17 protein-coding genes, 1 tRNA gene and 2 pseudogenes are annotated in these 17,102 nt (G+C 40.8%); 2 read left to right on the top strand and 18 right to left on the bottom strand.

The features are described 5' to 3' along the window. Positions 1-115: 115 nt before the first annotated feature. From fsa to DWW85_RS02875, 13 genes and pseudogenes are all read right to left on the bottom strand, one after another. Positions 116-769, bottom strand: coding sequence for a fructose-6-phosphate aldolase (gene fsa / locus DWW85_RS02935; RefSeq protein ID WP_117807464.1), 654 nt, complete (start codon positions 767-769; stop codon positions 116-118). A gap of 110 nt (positions 770-879) precedes the next feature. Beyond that, positions 880-1,770 (bottom strand): ribokinase, encoded by an 891-nt coding sequence (locus DWW85_RS02930; RefSeq protein WP_117807463.1) that lies wholly within the window; start codon positions 1,768-1,770, stop codon positions 880-882. A 39-nt stretch (positions 1,771-1,809) separates the two neighbouring features. Then, positions 1,810-2,068: pseudogene (locus tag DWW85_RS02925) on the bottom strand (RbsD/FucU domain-containing protein). A 136-nt stretch (positions 2,069-2,204) separates the two neighbouring features. Continuing rightward, positions 2,205-2,447: pseudogene (locus DWW85_RS02920) on the bottom strand (ABC transporter permease); the annotation flags it as partial. Positions 2,448-2,676: 229 nt separating this feature from the next. Next, positions 2,677-3,768 carry a DUF2974 domain-containing protein gene (locus DWW85_RS02915; protein ID WP_117807462.1) on the bottom strand — a complete coding sequence of 364 codons (1,092 nt, stop codon included), beginning with the start codon at positions 3,766-3,768 and terminating at the stop codon, positions 2,677-2,679. A gap of 19 nt (positions 3,769-3,787) precedes the next feature. Next, positions 3,788-4,264 (bottom strand): acyl-CoA thioesterase, encoded by a 477-nt coding sequence (locus tag DWW85_RS02910; protein WP_008400583.1) that lies wholly within the window; start codon positions 4,262-4,264, stop codon positions 3,788-3,790. Between the two features lie 173 nt (positions 4,265-4,437). Further along, positions 4,438-6,882, bottom strand: a complete 2,445-nt coding sequence (locus DWW85_RS02905) for a 6-pyruvoyl-tetrahydropterin synthase-related protein (RefSeq protein ID WP_117807461.1) — start codon at positions 6,880-6,882, stop codon at positions 4,438-4,440. Between the two features lie 5 nt (positions 6,883-6,887). After that, complete coding sequence (locus tag DWW85_RS02900) at positions 6,888-7,331, bottom strand: 6-carboxytetrahydropterin synthase (protein ID WP_117784756.1); 444 nt, start codon at positions 7,329-7,331, stop codon at positions 6,888-6,890. A gap of 4 nt (positions 7,332-7,335) precedes the next feature. After that, entirely contained in the window at positions 7,336-8,469 is a 1,134-nt protein-coding gene (locus DWW85_RS02895; RefSeq protein WP_117807460.1) for a hypothetical protein, read from the bottom strand. Continuing rightward, a complete protein-coding gene (locus tag DWW85_RS02890) occupies positions 8,462-9,835 on the bottom strand; it encodes a TIGR03111 family XrtG-associated glycosyltransferase (protein ID WP_117807459.1) in 1,374 nt (457 codons plus the stop codon). The genes DWW85_RS02895 and DWW85_RS02890 overlap by 8 nt, the downstream gene beginning before the upstream one ends. Continuing rightward, complete coding sequence (xrtG, locus tag DWW85_RS02885) at positions 9,822-10,412, bottom strand: exosortase family protein XrtG (RefSeq protein WP_117807458.1); 591 nt, start codon at positions 10,410-10,412, stop codon at positions 9,822-9,824. Before xrtG ends, DWW85_RS02890 begins: the two co-directional genes overlap by 14 nt. 3 nt (positions 10,413-10,415) lie before the next feature. Continuing rightward, positions 10,416-11,846, bottom strand: coding sequence for a Firmicu-CTERM sorting domain-containing protein (locus DWW85_RS02880; RefSeq protein ID WP_181986488.1), 1,431 nt, complete (start codon positions 11,844-11,846; stop codon positions 10,416-10,418). 75 nt (positions 11,847-11,921) lie between these two features. Then, positions 11,922-12,362, bottom strand: coding sequence for a 6-carboxytetrahydropterin synthase (locus tag DWW85_RS02875; RefSeq protein ID WP_117807456.1), 441 nt, complete (start codon positions 12,360-12,362; stop codon positions 11,922-11,924). A gap of 370 nt (positions 12,363-12,732) precedes the next feature. On the opposite strand from DWW85_RS02875, the gene DWW85_RS02870 reads away from it, so the two are divergent. Then, on the top strand, positions 12,733-14,049 hold the full coding sequence (locus tag DWW85_RS02870) for an aspartate kinase (protein WP_117807455.1): 1,317 nt from the start codon (positions 12,733-12,735) through the stop codon (positions 14,047-14,049). 147 nt (positions 14,050-14,196) lie between these two features. Here the strand turns inward: DWW85_RS02870 and DWW85_RS02865 are convergent, their stop codons facing one another. From DWW85_RS02865 to DWW85_RS02850, 4 genes are all read right to left on the bottom strand, one after another. Beyond that, positions 14,197-14,451 (bottom strand): hypothetical protein, encoded by a 255-nt coding sequence (locus DWW85_RS02865; protein ID WP_181986487.1) that lies wholly within the window; start codon positions 14,449-14,451, stop codon positions 14,197-14,199. Positions 14,452-14,834: 383 nt separating this feature from the next. Next, complete coding sequence (locus DWW85_RS02860; RefSeq protein ID WP_226801016.1) at positions 14,835-15,056, bottom strand: ferrous iron transport protein A; 222 nt, start codon at positions 15,054-15,056, stop codon at positions 14,835-14,837. Positions 15,057-15,259: 203 nt separating this feature from the next. After that, complete coding sequence (locus DWW85_RS02855; protein WP_117807452.1) at positions 15,260-15,571, bottom strand: type II toxin-antitoxin system RelE/ParE family toxin; 312 nt, start codon at positions 15,569-15,571, stop codon at positions 15,260-15,262. Further along, positions 15,561-15,821, bottom strand: a complete 261-nt coding sequence (locus DWW85_RS02850; RefSeq protein WP_117807451.1) for a type II toxin-antitoxin system Phd/YefM family antitoxin — start codon at positions 15,819-15,821, stop codon at positions 15,561-15,563. Before DWW85_RS02850 ends, DWW85_RS02855 begins: the two co-directional genes overlap by 11 nt. Positions 15,822-15,945: 124 nt before the next feature. Between DWW85_RS02850 and DWW85_RS02845 the strand changes: the two genes are divergently transcribed. Further along, complete coding sequence (locus DWW85_RS02845) at positions 15,946-16,872, top strand: IS3 family transposase (protein WP_117807450.1); 927 nt, start codon at positions 15,946-15,948, stop codon at positions 16,870-16,872. 45 nt (positions 16,873-16,917) lie between these two features. Here DWW85_RS02845 and DWW85_RS02840 read toward each other — a convergent pair. After that, positions 16,918-16,988 (bottom strand) — tRNA-Trp (locus DWW85_RS02840). Between the last annotated feature and the right edge of the window lie 114 nt (positions 16,989-17,102).

The raw sequence follows: 17,102 nt of genomic DNA, 5'->3' as shown, positions 1-17,102 counted from the left end.
CTCTCACCACCTTTCCTACAGTTTTTTACTTTATAGAACATCTTATCCTATAAAGTAAAAAATCGAGCTTATTGTAACATTTTATTCCAACATCTACAATAAATCTAAAAAACTCTTATTCGCCAAATACAGCCTTGTAATCTGCCTGGAACTTTGCAATACCCTGATCTGTTAACGGATGCTTTGTCATCTGCTCGATTACCTTGTATGGTACAGTTGCAATATGTGCGCCTGCAAGAGCACAGTCTGTAACGTGGATTGGATTTCTTACAGAGGCTGCGATGATCTCTGTATCTAAACCATAATTGTCAAATATTGTTACGATATCTTCAATCAGGTTGATACCTGTTGTGCTGATATCATCTAACCTTCCAAGAAACGGAGATACATAAGATGCACCTGCTCTTGCTGCAAGAAGCGCTTGATTTGCCGTAAAGATCAGAGTTACGTTTGTCTTGATTCCTTCTGCCGATAACACCTTGACTGCCTTTAAGCCTTCAACTGTCATAGGGATCTTAACAACCATATTTGGGTGGATCGCTGCGATCTCTCTTCCTTCTTTGATCATGCCTTCTGCATCTACAATTGTTGCCTTTACTTCTCCACTGATAGGACCATCTACAATTGTTGTGATCTCTTTGATAACTTCATTAAAATCTCTGCCTTCTTTTGCGATCAGAGATGGGTTGGTTGTTACACCACAGATTACTCCCATGTCATTTGCTTTTCTGATGTCATCTACATTTGCTGTATCAATAAAAAATTTCATATTCCTTTACCTCGCTTTATTTTCTTTTTATTTACAGGCATGTCATTCATGCTTTGCTTTTATATGCATACATGCAATTTCATGCTTTGTTTTCTCCTTTATCTGCTGTATCAGTCTGCCGACAATGCTGCCTCTACTTCTTCTCTCTTTGGAATTGACTGAACGGCTCCATTTCTGGTTACTGCTATAGAAGATGCCTTCGCACTCATTCTTAAGATATCCGGTATCTCCATGCCGCGGATCAGTCCTGCGAGGAAATATCCGGTAAAGGTATCTCCGGCTGCTGTCGTATCGACTGCTTTTACTGGAAAGATCGGCTGTTCATACTCACAGTCCTTGTCTGAATACCTTGCGCCATCTTTGCCAAGTGTCAGTACGATCTTTGCTTCCGGGAAACGCTTTCTCATGGAAGCAAGTATATCATCCGGCTCTGTCAGTCCTGTGATCTGTGCACCCTCGATCTCATTTAACAGGAAGATGCTGATCTTTGAAAGATCACAAACTTCAATCTTTTCATTATATGGAGATGGATTAAGTGCGATCACAAGCTTTCTGTCATATGCCCGGTCAATGATATAATCCAGCTTATTAACTTCGTTCTGAAGTAACAGAATATCTCCGGCTTCAAAATGTTCTAATACTTCATCTATATATTCTTCTGTCAGACTCTGATTTGCTCCTCCAAAGAGCAAAATGCAGTTCTGTGCATCCTTGTCTACCTGAATGATCGTGTGTCCGGTCTTCTCATCGATCGTACGGATGAATTCATCATGCACACCATGTTCTCTGCATGCATCCAAGAATACCTGTCCGTCTTCTCCGATCATTCCGCCATGATAGATATCTACGCCTGCCTTTGCAAGTGCAATGGACTGATTAATTCCTTTTCCTCCGAGGAATACATTCATTCCGTAGGTTGCCTGCGTCTCACCCGGTGCGATAATATGATCGACACTGTAGACATAATCAAGGTTCATGGAACCAATATTTAAAACTTTCATCATTCACCTCCAAAATCTGTATTTTTCTGTCGTTATTACTTATGCAGGAAATGCGACTCCTGCTGTAAGGATAATATTTGGATATGGTGTAAATTCACCTGTCCGAATTGCAAATTTCACGAATCTGTGTCTCATCAAGGACTGCATCCATTACCTGCTTAAATGTCGGTACACCTCCACAGAGTGCCAGATCTACAATCTCTACTCCCTTTGGAATTGGCATTCCGCCATCACCGATCATAAATGTATCCTTATGTCCAAGTCCTGCGATCAGACCTGCAAGCTGTGCATTAATGATACCTCTTTTTTTTCATATTATCTGTCCTCCATACCTATCTGACATATGTTTATCTTTTTAAGAACGTGGACATGAAGCGATTCTCCATGTCCACGTTCCTTAATATTATCTCCGTCTTTACCTGATATCTTCGATATTATTTGTTCTCATTTCTTGCCTGTAATGCCATCTTTGCCTGCATCTTTCTCTGGAACTGGTCAATGATAACCGCTACGATGATAACCAAACCTTTGATAACCATCTGCCAGAATTCAGATACACCACACATAACCATACCATCATTGATAACACCGATTACGAAAGCACCAACGATTGTTCCGCCGATCGTACCAACACCACCTGCCATGGATGTTCCACCAAGTACGGCTGCTGCGATCGCATTCCTTCCACAAGACGCTTTCGCTCTACCTTCGGCGTAGCGGTACTAAGCTCCCGCTTTCGCGGGTCGCTAAGGACCGACGCTCAGGCAGGCTTGTTGCATAATAATATGATATCTTCTATTTTTTATTTACTAATTATCTCCGCATGAATAGCTTTCTTCTAATTCAATCAAATAAAAGTGTTCTGCAAAATAAAGTTAAAACTTTCTCGCCTGTATATGGCATTTTCTAATCTTCTGATCTGTTTGATACATTCTTTCTTGTGATCTTTAATAGCGACAGGATTGTCTGGCTGACGACTTTTCGGTTGGCTTCGTCCATCTTCTTGATCGAGGTCAGAATCCTTCCGATATCCTTATGCCAGTTATTTTGCAGATCATCCGTGGTCTTCGCATCGCATTCATCCAGCAGGTCGAACAGGGAATTTACGAACTGCCTGCGCTGGTCGTAGTCCATATTGTCGATCCATTCTTTTAAGGAAGCATTTAATAAACGACATTCATCTGTGATCCCCTCCTCATGGATCAGGGATGGTCCAAGAACCTCCCAACTATATACATCATGCTGCATGAAGCCCTCCTGCATACTTCGGATCACGACATATTTCTCTCTGTGCTCAAGCAGCATTCCCACTACGGAATTCTGTGGTATGTATGTGATCATCCGTGATAGCATTCGGTTGTAACCGGCAAGCTCTAACACATTTGGTTCAAATCCCGGTCCATCCATACTGCATACCTTCAGGATCCTATCCTGTAGGGTACGTTCACAGGTTGCTGCTGCATAAATCGCAAGATTTCCGCCTTTGGAATGTCCGCATAGCAGGAATGTTCCGGCTATCTGTTCTGCTGCCTGCCGCAGATACTCGACTGCTGTCCGCTGAGACGGAACCGGTGAAAGGAATGCCATATTACAATCTTCCCGCCAACCGACAACTGTTTTATCGGTTCCTCGGTATACCACACAGCTTACATCGTCAAATAATTTTACTGTGACTGCTGAAAACTGCTTCTGTATCTCCTCATCCAACTGATTCACATAACCGCATAAGCGCAGATCACCAAATCGTCGGCTTGCTCCCATTGCAGCAAGCAGTTTCAGATCATCTTCATAAATCACCTGTGTCATGCGCTTCGCATCTCCTAAGAAACGCTCTGCCGCCTCTGCTACCGTGACTGCATGACTAAAATCATCCGGCACGATCCCCTCAAACGGTATATATGAAAATCTTGAAAATACAACTGCATCCACCTCATTAAAAGCCGATGCCTCAAACGGCAGATCACCCCGCCATTCCAGATAGTCTAATATATTTGCCATATTCACACCCCCGGCTTATCTAAAAACCTTCTTTACGTCTCTGCCCTCTGAGTTCTCTCCGTTTCTCTCCTGCCAGCCATTCTGCTTGTTCACTTTCGTTCTCAAGTGTCAGCCCCGGAACCGGTCTTGGTTTGTCATTTTCATCGACAGCCACCAATGTCAGATACGCCCGATTGATTGAGCGCCGGATTCCTCTGTGATCCTCGATATAAGTATCCACACGGACATCCATCGAGGTATGTCCGACATAGGTAATACGGCCTACTAATACGATCAGATCCTTCAGATAAGCACCTCGCATGAATTTCAGATTATCAACCGAGGCTGTGATCACATCTCCATTTGAATGGCGGATCCCAACAAGACCTGCAACTTCATCGATCCATGCCATTAACTGTCCGCCAAATAATCGTCCGGCACCATTTAAATGCTCCGGCCGTACCTGAAAGACCTGCTCTACCATTGAATCACTGACTTTTTTCGTATTTCGCTCCATATACACCGTTCCCTTTCTTTATTTTCATTCTGTTTATAATTGGAGTATTCATCCGGTATTATTCCTGTTCTGCTCATTTTATCATAACAGACGCAAATACACAATCGGCAGCCGGTCTGTCCGACAATACCCTTTTATTCCGTCTATCCTGCAATGCTCTCTTGTCCGGTCTGTTAAACAATATGCTTTCTTCTGTCGCGTACATCCATACATATGCACAGTATAAAACATATAAATCCTGATATCGTGATAATAATTCCCGGTACAAACATAGGATATACAAAGGAAATCTCTGTATGCCTCTCATGCACAACAAGAAGATTCATCTGCTCGGAAAGCTCCTGATCAGATGTAAATATGTCCTGTGCCGCAATCGACGTATTGACACCTGTTTCCTGATCAAAATCCGCATCAACATCGATCGATAGTCCATCTTCTTTATAAGCTATTGTGATTGGAACAAGTTCTCTGTCCGGAAGCTGTTCATTTGATATCCCGAGCACATCATTTAAGATGTCAACCAGTGCCGCATCCTTCCTGCTAACAGCTTCATACATCAGATTCAGTCCGAGGAAATATACATTTGGCAGATCATCTTTCATACCTAAAAACGTCAGCTTCTGATTGCCCATCTGAAACGTTCCGATCTCGGTATCGGTTCCGGTTATATAAGCTGTACTAAAATCCCTGTCTTCCTCCGCAAAGTCATCACTTCGGATCTCGCTGTTCTGATAAGAAAGAACCGGATACCGTTCATCAAAATGGATCTGCTGTGCAAATACACCGAGAAACATTTCCTGTTTATTACTCTTATTAGCCGGAACATGGGTACTGTCGATCACAACTCTGGTACCTGCTGCCGCCACGTCCGTAAGTATCGCTTCTGCCTTACTCTGATTCCTGTATTCAAATCCGGTTAAGAACAAAGTATCATACCGGCTCAGTTCTTCCACTGAATAATCCTCGATCACATCCGAGCTTCCTGCCACAAATGCCGGATAAAGCAGAGTCATTTCATTTGCATATTTTCCGATTGCAAGCCCATAGTATCCGGTGACCGTTCCAAAGTTCTCTGGTGTCTCACGTTTATAAGTATATGCAGTCGTCATTTCTTGCACCATAGAATAACCGCTGGCTGCCGCATCCTGCTCAATATCAGAGATTGTGATATCCTGCTTCTCAAGATCACTCTTCCGTATCAGAACCGTATCAGCCCCAAGCTCTACTGCCCGATCAAACAGAAAACGATAGTATTTTCGGTCAAGCGCTTCATTTAACAGAACAATATTATCCCCGGTCGCAGCACCCTGCCAAGCCCAGCCATACGTGTACATCGTATGACTGCTGCCACTGATTCCATAAGATGGATAAGAACCATAAGAACTCTTATCGATAACAGCCGTCCGCTGGTCTGTCAGTTCCGTAAGCTGCTGCATCTCCATTTTTGTTTCATCTGATGTAGCAACGCTGTAAAAATCCAGATTCATACATGATATACTGTCTACACACAGAAGTGCAGCCAGAAGCACACAATATTTTTTCTTCAGACGAACCCATTCCAGACATGCACTGAAGAAAAAACCATAGGTCATCGGCGCAAACCGAGTCATCCAGAACAACTGGCTGAACGGAAGCTTTACCAGTATCTTATATGCAGCAGGCGTTGTACAGGCAAGCATGACCAGTAAAAATACAAAACCGGCTTTCTTTCCGCCTCTTGCAAGCAGGATCCCGGCTATCGCGATAAGTACTGCTGCCAGTCCGAAATAAAAGCTGTCATTTCCTGCACTCAGACGTTTAAATGGATTTAATGACGTCGTAAGTGGATAGATCAAAGTTGACATAACACTTCCGTCTCCACTCTCCGACGTCACAAGCCCGCCTTTTAAAGAAGGAATCACCCATATACCCGCTGTCAGGATTCCACAGATCATATAGATAAGAGCAAATACTTTTCTTCTAGTATCCTTATTCCATATCTGATCGATCAGCAGATATAAAAATGCAGATACGCCCATGATCGCAGTAACCATCAGATGCGTAAAACTCATCAATGTCATACAAACAAACAATCCAACAGCTGCACAATTATTCTTCTTTCTTACATAGAGCCATAAGAACCAGATCGCATATGGTACAAGCATCGTTGTCACCATCTGCGGCAGATTTCCCGCTGTAAAATAAATTCTGATATGCTCCGGCATAAAGAACCAGAGCAGTCCGAAGAAGGTTCCAAGCACTCTGCGGTTCTCATGGATCCCCCAGAGAATCCACGGAAGTCCACCGACTACGAATATAACAAAGGCAAGCAGCCTGTAAGCCAAAAGAAGATCGCCCCCTGTAAGAAACATCAGTCCCGCCATAATATAATAAGAGAGCGGTCCCCAATATCTGAAAAGCTGGATTCCGTTATACCAGTATGGGGAGAACAACGGAAAGACATTCCCTTTTTTCAGGCTCTCATACATTTCCTGCGACTTATAGAGATGTCCCCAGATATCACCACCGGACGGCTCATATCCTGATAGCACAAGATACAGTGCAAGCCCTGCACCTGCAAGTAACAGGATGCTTATACATATGCAGTTTTTCCGGATTCTCTTGTGACTGTCTGTCATATCTCTTACTCTCCAATATGTTTTATCTCATCTAAGATCAGATCTGTAAGTGTCTGCACCGTCTGATTCTGCTCCATCTCCTGCTCATCCAGCATACTGATCACATATGTTCTTCCCGGTGTCTCACTCATCTCGATCATCAGGAAGATCCATCCCATTGCATTTAATATCTCCTGCAATTTTTCTTTAAAATACAGGCATACGTTTTCGATCGTTGGATTTAATATATCAAATGGCTTCATATCATTCAGATAATTATTCTGAAAAGGTTCCAGAAATTCCTCAACTGCCTTTTCAAGCACATGAAATGGTTCAAAGTTCTCCTTTCCCTTCACCACATGCAGAACGATCTCCCAGGTATGCGGATGTACTTCACCTAATTTTCCACCGATATAGATAGCATGTCTGGCGTCCATATAGAATTTGAATTTATACTGTTGATATCTCATTCTGCTACACCTCCTCCTGCTTTCTGGTATAAGCATCGTACACATCCACTGGTTTTTTTACCCCAACATCGATTAAGTCATATCGTATCGAGCGATATGCATTCTCGGACTTTCGGATACAGTACCGATAAATCTCATCCGCCCTGTCTTTTGCCTGCTGTTCATCCAGCCTGTAAAGCAGAATAACAAAAAATCCTTTCTTCACCTCACCCATGATCTCATTCTGATGAAGTCTGGAACGAATCTTTCTCATAAAATGAAAAATCTCCTGTCTGCTGTAATAACGATCCATCATGTCCAGATGAATGAACATATAATGGATCGGTTTTAACGCTTCATCATCCGATTTCTGAAGCATGATACGAAGAAAATTATTATCATAGAATTCATGCGAGCTGTTATATTGATTCTGCACATAGATATTCTTTGCCATCTCGTCATCTAAAGCCTTTTCAAACCCCATATTCCCGGCATTGCTCGTCACCTTTTCGAGCTTCCGGTTACGTTTGTCCAGTTCTTTTTTCGTACCCTTCAGATTTTTCTCCGCCTTGTTCCAGGATTCCAACAATGCAATCAACAGACCGAGCAGAACAACACTTACAAGTCCTGTTGCAATTACAATATAATAGCCATGCTTTATTGTAAATGTCCGTTCCAGAATACTATCCGTATCAGACACCACACTGATCGTACATTCTTCCTGTCCGACCGTCCATCTGACTGTATCCACCACAACATCCTGCTCACGTATCATCTTCCAGAATTCTGTGATCTCTGCATATTTACCTAATGTATTCGTTGTATTCTCATTCTTTGCCCACAGCACTTCCGAATCTCTTGTATATACCAAGAACCTCTCTCCGGAGGAAACAGTCTGCTCCTGTAAAAAAGCAAGAACCTCCGCATCTTTTCCTGACTTCTGAACCGACTGAATGTTGTAGGCTAATAATTGTAGATAGTCCTCCTGATCATCCTCATACGCCTGTATCACTGCTTCCCGGTTCTGTAACAGCTCATAACAGATACAGCCCATAAATATCATAATAAACAGAATCACGGTTGCGGATATCGAGAAAATCCTATGATTCGGTGATGTATATAGTTTTTTTATCCATGATTGTTTTTTCTCTTTATTCACTGGTATTTACCTCATCTCTGATCTTCTCCAGCACACGGTGTGTTCCTGCAAAATCATGCGTCACGACCTGTTTAAAGTCATTCCATTCTTCATGCAGGTCTCTTGTCCGCCATGTTCTCGTTTTTCTGGTTGAATTAATAATTCCTGCAAACCGGAACCAGAATACAATAAAATTAAACAACGGAAGTAAAAAAATCAGATACCATTTCCTTGCATAATATTTTCTCAAATACGGAAAATCCTTTAAAAACAGAATAATACAGATATACAACAGGAAGTTGGCCATACTGTATAAAAAGAATAAGAATACGAGCGATGTCACAATAAGCTTCATCGGATAATTGATAAATGCCAGACAGATAATCGCAAAATACCAGATCATCCGAGGGAACGCAAACGTGTGATCATACACAAGGATCCGCATGACGAAATCTTTAAAGAAACTCCTGCCAATGTTCATCTTATCCTTTCGGAACATATGAAGCACTTCCAGCTCACCGCTCTGCCACCGCTGCCTTTGAACATACAGTTTATTCAAGCTCTCGATCGGATCTACAAAAAAAATCGCATTCGGACAAAGTGCCACACGCTTCTTCATCTGAAACCGTACCTGAAAAGTTACATGCGTATCCTCGCACAGGGTATCCGTATTATATAACTGCGTCTTCATGATCGCAGATTTACGGAACGCCGAAAAAGCACCCGACAGAGTAAAGATACTGTTCAACTCCGACTGGAAATTACGGCCGGATAGAAATGCCTGACAATATTCACCAAACTCCATCTTCTGCAGTAACCGTAAAGCGCATCGATTCGTCTGATCGATCAACTCCGGATTCGTCAGTACTGTTCCGGTCAGGCTGTGGACTTCCGGTTCATTCTCAAACATTGTTACAATATTTCTGATAGCATCCGGTTCTAACATTCCATCACTGTCAATATGGATAATATATTTACCCTGGCAGTTAAACAATGCCAGATTAAGGGCTTTGGATTTTCCCTGCTTCGAATTCATCCAATTGATCGAGAGATTCGGGAAATCCTTCTGACATTTGCTGTATATCTCAAAGCTGTTATCCTTGCTCATATTATTGACAAGCAGAACAAATATCTTATCCTTCGGGTAATTCGATTGATAGATCGACTGCACACAGGCATACAAGGTTTCTGCCGAATTGTAGACCGGAACGATCAGAGATACCTCCGGATAATGGGATAACGGCTTATATTTCTTCTTCATGATCCTGCGTTTTAACAGGATGATAAAATTCCCGACTGTTGGGATCACTTCCATGATCAACGGAATGACGATCCATGCCACCCAGAAGATCACGGAAGACATAAGCATATTTTTAATTGTTGTCATAACGGAATGCACCTACCTTCTGTCTGACAATCTGTGGTTTCGTGAATACATAGAAATACAGGAATACTGTACATCCATAGAACAGGATTCTGGCAAATATCGTATGTGCAAAGAAATACATATCGATGCCCCATATATGAACTAACAGGCAGATAAAGAAGATTCGAAGTACATTTGCGAGGAAGATCGCCATCACTCCGATCATACTTACAACCACTTTCTCATATTTGTCATAGACCGGAAAGAACCAGAGCAGCGCAAGAAACGCCAGCATCTCGATCACACCGGAACACTCAAAATCAATATATAAGGACAGACTGGTTCCGCCATTCTGGATAAACAGAAGTCCCTGCTGAAAATAAGAATCATAGAGATGCGTCAGCCCACCGATCACACCGGCAACAGCAGAGACGGCCTTTTGAAGCGGAACTACAACATACGGTTCTATCAGTATCAGACTGAAAATAAACAATCCCACACTTCCGCAGATATAATACCAGAAATTCAATTTTGCCCGATATAATACTGTTAATATATAGATCCAACCAAGAAGACAGACAAATACCAGCCAGTTCATCCTCTACCTTTTACCCTTTCTTTTCTTTGCAACATAGCCTGCTGCCAGTAACAGAGCGATCAACACACCTACGGCCGGTCCTGTAGAAGATCCGGCAATCGACACACCCTGACCTCCGATATTCGGATTCTGGATCGTGATAGTTCCCATCTCATCCGCAGGAATACCTGTTAATTCTGCCAGACGTTTCAGACTGAGCGAGAATTCCACCTCATCTCCCGGCGTATTATCCTTATGTTCTGCATCATACACTGTATATGCTACTTTACTGTCACATTCATTATTATTTCCATATCCGATAAAAGCTTTCAAGTTAGTATGGATTCCTTCTGATCTCGGAGCCTGCGTACTCCAGTCGATATTTCCGTTCTTTTCCGGCTGGATCTGCATGGCAAATGTCTTGCCGTTGATCGTCAGATACCAGATCTGAAGCTGCATACCGGAGGTATATAATTCATTCATCTTAAAATGGCCATATAAAGTATCCCCGTCTAATGCAAGCTGACCATAATGATTACACTGTTTGTTATTACTGGAATATGTAATCTCCGTCTTCGGTCTTCCTTCCCAGTCATCATAATAGCCATCGATCTGGATATTGCCGCCTACATGGATTCCGCCCGTTGTATCTGTTGTTGCCTCATCCGTCATTTCTCCGGTAGTGGTTGCACTATTGTTATCCTCCGATGTAGTCTCAGGAGTTACTGCACTGCTGTCTTCTGATTCCGTACTGGAAATCTCTGTTGTACTCTCACCAGTACCGTCTGCAGTAGTATCTTCACTTACTGCTTCAGTAACACTCTGTTCCGTTGTCCCGGAAACTGTTGTATCATTTTTTTCAGCTTCAGTTGTATCTTCGGTCGTCAGAATTTCTTCCGTTGAGTCCTTCTCTGTAGCAGATGTAATTTCTTCCGTATTTTCTGTAGAAGCTTCTTCCGTAGTATTCTTTGTACCAATCGTAACTTCCGTGCTCTGCCCTTTATATGTTACCTTCAGCGTATCAAGATTAAAAGCCTCATAAGTATCAAGTGGAACCTGAATCTTCCATGTCATAAATTCATATCCGTAATATTGTTTTTTTCCGGTATTTGTAACCGTTCCGGAAGCCCCGCTGATTTCCGAACTCCATGCATTCTTTACTGAAAATGAACTTCCGTCTCCATTATTTTCATTATTCAATATGATCGCATTCAATCGATCCAGTGACACTCCGTCTGCCGACAGGTCAAAGCGCTCATTCAGATATCCTGACCAGCTTCCATTATACCGAATACACAAATAATCATTATCCGTATATATATCTACTGTATTCCCATTATCTTCAAACGTTGCTGCCTGACTCCTCATTCCTGTCATTGGCATACAAGAAACAGCGATCAACAATACCGCTATCCCTACAGCTATTATTTTTTTACAGATTTTCTTATGTCTCATCATACATGCCTTCTTTCTGTCTGTTTTATGACATTCCACACAAAAAAGACCCATCTTATCCGAATGAGTCCCTATCTATTTTTTCTGGTCAGGCATCTGTTTCTTATAGAACAAGATTGCCTCCAGATTTTCTCTGCTCCGTTTCTCATTAACCGTCGGTAACAAAATGTGATCACACACCTGATACACACCAAGTGGTGTATCCCCTATATCAAGCTGCATCAGCTCCGCATTCAATTCCGATAATTTTATCTTTAATTGTTCGTAAAAATAATCTCCGATTGCCTCTATACTTGCATTCCCGGCAAAACAGGAAAGTTCATTCAGATATAAGCCCTCATATCTGCCGAGAAAAATCTCAATCATTCTGTCAAGCCGTTTAAAATCCATATCTCGGCCAGAATGATTACGAATATACAGTATCATCGTAAATGTATGACTGTGCGCCTGTTCTTTATTGCCATCAAAGCTATGGCTGGCATTAAAATGATACTGACACTTATAAAAATCAATCACATTATCACCTCAATCTTCTAGCCATTTGGGCATTATGCTACCTTTTCGACTGCTATTCTAGTATAGAAAACAAGCAAATTCAAGGAAGTACAACATTTTTTCACATTTGGAGATAACGAATTTTTTCAGCTGTTTCAGTCATTTTGCACAATTTACGTGTAAAATCCATATTCTTATATTTCATCTATCAAAAATCTCAGATTATTTCTGAAAAGGTTCAACATTTTGCCTAAAACAAAACCATTATACAAGAGGTTTTTATTCGATCATTCAAAATTCAAAAAAATCACATTTTTTCCTTGTCTAATCGGCACAATAATATTAAGATAGAGATAATTTGTAAATAAAAATAAAAATGCAGGAGTTTATTATGAAGAAAGTTGTTAAATTTGGTGGAAGTTCCCTGGCAAGTGCAGAGCAGTTCAAGAAGGTCGGTAAAATCATCCATGCAGATGATAGCCGTGTATATGTTGTTCCTTCTGCTCCGGGAAAAAGATTTGATGGAGATACTAAGGTAACCGATATGTTACTTCATGCATATCAGACCGCCAGCGAAGGCAATGATGTTGACGAAGAATTAAAGGCGATCAAAGCAAGATACGATGAGATCATCACAGGTCTTGAGCTGAAGGATTTCAGTCTGGATGACGATTTTGCGGAGATCAAAAAGAACCTCGCCGAGAATCCTCAGAGCGATTATGCTGCATCCAGAGGTGAATACTTAAACGGTAAAGTCATGGCAGCTTACCTTGGTATTCCATTTATCGATTCGTCAGAAGTCATCTTCTTCAACGAAGAAGGAAATCTGAATGATTATAAGACATACAAGCGTCTGACCGAGCGTCTCGCTCAAAATGAACGCGCCGTTATCCCCGGCTTCTACGGAATGGGTAAAGATGGAAATGTTAAGACCTTCTCTCGTGGTGGTTCCGATGTAACAGGTTCTATCGTTGCAAGAGCCAGCCGTGCAGATGTATATGAGAACTGGACAGATGTATCCGGTTTCCTTGTAGCCGACCCAAGAATCGTTCCCGATCCAAAGCCGATCAAATATATCACATACCGCGAGCTTCGTGAGTTATCCTACATGGGCGCTTCCGTTCTCCACGAGGACGCTATCTTCCCTGTAAGAAGCTGTGGTATTCCTATCAATATCAAGAATACAAATGCACCGGAAGATGCAGGAACATGGATCGTTGAAAGTACCTGCCAGAAGCAGGATTATGTTGTAACAGGTATTGCCGGAAAGAAAGATTTCTGTACGATCTTCATTACAAAAGCAATGATGAATTCAGAGATCGGCTTCGGCCGTAAGGTTCTTCAGGCATTTGAAGAGAACAATATCTCCTTCGAGCATATGCCATCCGGCATTGATACTATGACCATCGTTGTTCATGCAGACGAATTCATCGATAAAGAACAGAGCGTTGTATCTGCTATCCATCGTCTGGCAGAACCAGATTCTGTTGAGATTGAATCCGGTCTTGCACTGATCGCAGTTGTTGGTCGTGGCATGAAGTCAGCCAGTGGTACAGCCGGAAAGCTCTTCACTGCTCTCGCAAACAAGGGCATCAATATCAAGATGATCGATCAGGGTTCTTCTGAGCTTAACATCATCATCGGTGTTGAAAACCGTGACTTCGAGACAGCAATCAAAGCAATCTACAGCACGTTTATTACAAAATAATATTTATATCGTGGGCAATTATCAGAGCACATTGTATAAATACAGACTTTAGCTTATTGTCCTCGCACAGGTAATACAAACGCCTGTCATTGGTTCTTATTCAATCCAATGGCAGGCGTTTGTATTCATATTAAATATATTCCCATTTTACCAGACATCATTATAATTCTGATATGTAATTTTTTTTAACTTTCCTAATGATTTTACTTTTTTCTGATAAGCTTTTTTTGTTGTTCTCTTACCATTTACATAATACTCGTTTATTGTTTTATACGTTACCGGATCCATCCGTGTGCTATATTTCGCGACCTCTGTTCCACCCGACTTTGTCTTTTTGAAATATGTCTTTATATACACACCCATACGTCCGATAAATTCATCTACAAATGCTTTATCAGACATTTTTGTTATACGTGTATATATACCATGTTGGTCACTCTTTGTACTTTCGCTTCTAAGCTTTCCTTTATAATAATATTTAAACTTTAAAGGTTTCCCATCTGTCTTATAAAAATATTTATCCAAACACTTCTTGTATGTTGCCTTTGCTTTTTAGTAAACTTAGATGCTGTCTCGCTTCCACTACATGGCAGTATGAGTGCAATGATCAATAATGCACATAATAATAAAATACTTCTTTTTCTTTCGTAAATGTCTCCCTCCAAATTATTGATATATAAATAATAATATATATTATTTATTATTTCAACCAACTCATTTTCATTTAATATTTACACAATAAAACATTTGCCCACGACTTCAAGAACAGTTATAAATTTTATCTCTTACTGTGCGTCCGGCTGGCACATCTTGATCCGCTCTGCTGTATCCTTGGTAATTGCAAGGCATCTTCCGTGTACCCGGACGATGACATTTCCGAAAAACGATGATACCACCTGAACCTCATCCCCCGTATCTAACGGACAATCTCCAAATAATGCTTTATCTGCACAGTTCCACGCGATCGTTGAACAAAATCCATCCGCTGCATTTGATAATGACATCATAATAACCACCCTTTCTTCTAACAAATATGTGTCAATCATCTGCTGATATATGCTTAGTATATCCCCGATTATATAAATTATACTTCCGCACTTCCTGTGCAAGTCAATGCTAATTATTGTTCAACAATCTAATCTTTCTTATCAGAAACTAACTATCTGGTCAACCATGCTTTAGAAACCTTTTTGTTCACAAGTTCTGCTATTTATATTTTGTGTGAATAGTTCTCAAGTCGATGAAAAAAACCTAGAACATTCACAACATTTCCATCAATACTAAATACAATCACATAATTCATCTGTGGCACAACCACCTCATGGTATCCTTTTTGATCAAGAAAGTTATCTCTGCATCGTGGAAACTGCAATGGGTTTTCTTCCAATCTTTCATATATATCATTGATACTATCCAACAAGTGTCTGGCAGCCTGTTCATTCTTAAGTCGATAAAGCAAATAATAAACAAGTCTATCTAACAGTTTCTCTGCATGTTTTGTTATTCTCAAATTATAAGCCATACTTTCCCCTTGTTTCTTGAAGCGAGATTCTTGCATCCCTTACTTGACCTTTTCTTATTTGCTGTTCTGAAATTTCTATATCATGATACATCGCTATTCGATTCATGGTATTTTCGTAATTCTCCATACTCATAATAACCATATCACCATATCCATTTTTTGTAACATAAATTGGTTCTTCAGACTTGTGACACATATCTGATATCTCTGCTGTATTCTTTAATTCCTTAATTGGTATAATCTGTGGCATAATACCCACCTCCTACTTTATAATGGTATTATTATACCATAATTGTGTTCTTTATAAAAGTAAATAACCGTAAAATAAACGGGCATGCGGACGAAAAGTTGGACTGTGTAATGTCTGACATGTTATGAGGTACACACAAGAACAAATATCGACAGCACTTGTATTGCTAAAAGCGACAGGATCCCCAGACAAAGTTGTCCAAACCTTAGGGTATCCATCTGCACCAATGCTTTATCATTGGCATAAAAAGTATCCCGAATATTACGATGTTCCAAATCAAAAGCATTGGAGACAAGCTTCAACTGAATTGAAACATGACGTAATTAAACGCTGCCTTATTAAGGGCGAGCCTGTAAAATTAGTGACAGAAGAAATCGGATACATACCTTCCTTGATATATAAATGGATTAGGGAGTATCGGGAGAAGGGATGTTTTCAACCCACGAAAAAAACTACTGCCAACATTAATGTAAATCCAAACGATATCACATCTGCGGAAGATATCAATGAGCTTAAAGCTCAGATGCTTGATATGCAGATGGAAATAGATATTCTTAAAGAAACAATCAATGTATTAAAAAAAGGCCCCGGCATCGATCAGACAGCTCTCTCAAATCGGGAGAAGGCAGTGATAATCGATGCCCTGAAAAATAGGTATTCACTGCCGGATCTTCTTAAAAAACTAAACCTTGCAAAAAGTAGCTATTATTATCAAGAAAAAACCATTTATGCAGAGGATAAATACTCCAATCTTCGCAAAAGAATCGTACAACTGTTTCATGAAAATCGTGATATATTTGGTTATCGGAGAATTCATACGCTGCTTCATCGTGAAGGTATAAAAGTTTCTGAAAAAGCGGTTCGTCGTATTATGAAGCAAGAAAAACTAATTATCAGACGAAAACGCAGACAGAAATATAACTCCTATAAAGGTGAAATAACACCTGCGGTGGAGAATGTTATAGCTAGAGATTTCCATGCTACAAAACCGAATCAGAAATGGCTTACTGATATCACAGAGTTTTCTATCTTCACAAAACAAAAAAAATAGCCTAAAAGCCAGCATTTATGCGACTTCTAAGGCTATTCCTAATAGCAGGGGATGAGAGAATCGAACTCCCACCAAAGGTTTTGGAGACCCCTATCATACCATTTGACCAATCCCCTATACTGCTTAAGTGTCCTAAATTGGGACACTTCACAGATAAATGAAATATTTACTTTTCATGTACCTTCAGAATTTCATACAGAAAGTCTTGCGACTTCATTCTCTCCAATCTC

It is taken from the genome of Clostridium sp. AF17-21AC (genome assembly GCF_003461365.1).
Lineage (GTDB): Bacteria > Bacillota > Clostridia > Lachnospirales > Lachnospiraceae > Coprococcus > Coprococcus ammoniilyticus.
The sequence above is the reverse complement of the archived record's forward strand: the minus strand, read 5'-3'. Positions and strand labels throughout refer to the sequence as shown.